General features: G+C 64.7%; 1 rRNA gene. It reads left to right on the top strand.

The window, feature by feature from the left end:
- Positions 1 to 167 precede the first annotated feature (167 nt).
- Positions 168 to 283: ribosomal RNA gene (gene rrf, locus TSO352_RS10340) — 5S ribosomal RNA — on the top strand.
- The last annotated feature ends 91 nt before the right edge of the window (positions 284 to 374 follow it).

The raw sequence follows: 374 nt of genomic DNA, 5'->3' as shown, positions 1-374 counted from the left end.
CCCACAGACCGCGCCATGCGCAGCAGCAAGCCTGCTTGACGCAAGCCAGCGCCGGTTCGATGATGACCTCGGATCACTTGCACACGCGATTGCGGACGCCGCTCCCCCGGACAGGGGGCAAGCGGTGCCGGTTGGAGGAGCGGAGCGTCGGTCTTGTGCCTTGGTGACCTGGTGGTCATGGCGAGGTGCCAAACACCCGATCCCATCCCGAACTCGGCCGTGAAAAGCCTCAGCGCCGATGGTACTGCGTCTTAAGACGTGGGAGAGTAGGTCGCCGCCAGGTCACTCAGGCACAAGAGACACTCCAAACCCCAACCAAACACCCCCTCGCACGTCATCTTCACCCGTCCGGCCCAGAGCCGACACCGGCCCAC

It is taken from the genome of Azospirillum sp. TSO35-2 (genome assembly GCF_003116095.1).
Taxonomy (GTDB): Bacteria; Pseudomonadota; Alphaproteobacteria; order Azospirillales; family Azospirillaceae; genus Azospirillum.
The sequence above is the reverse complement of the archived record's forward strand: the minus strand, read 5'-3'. Positions and strand labels throughout refer to the sequence as shown.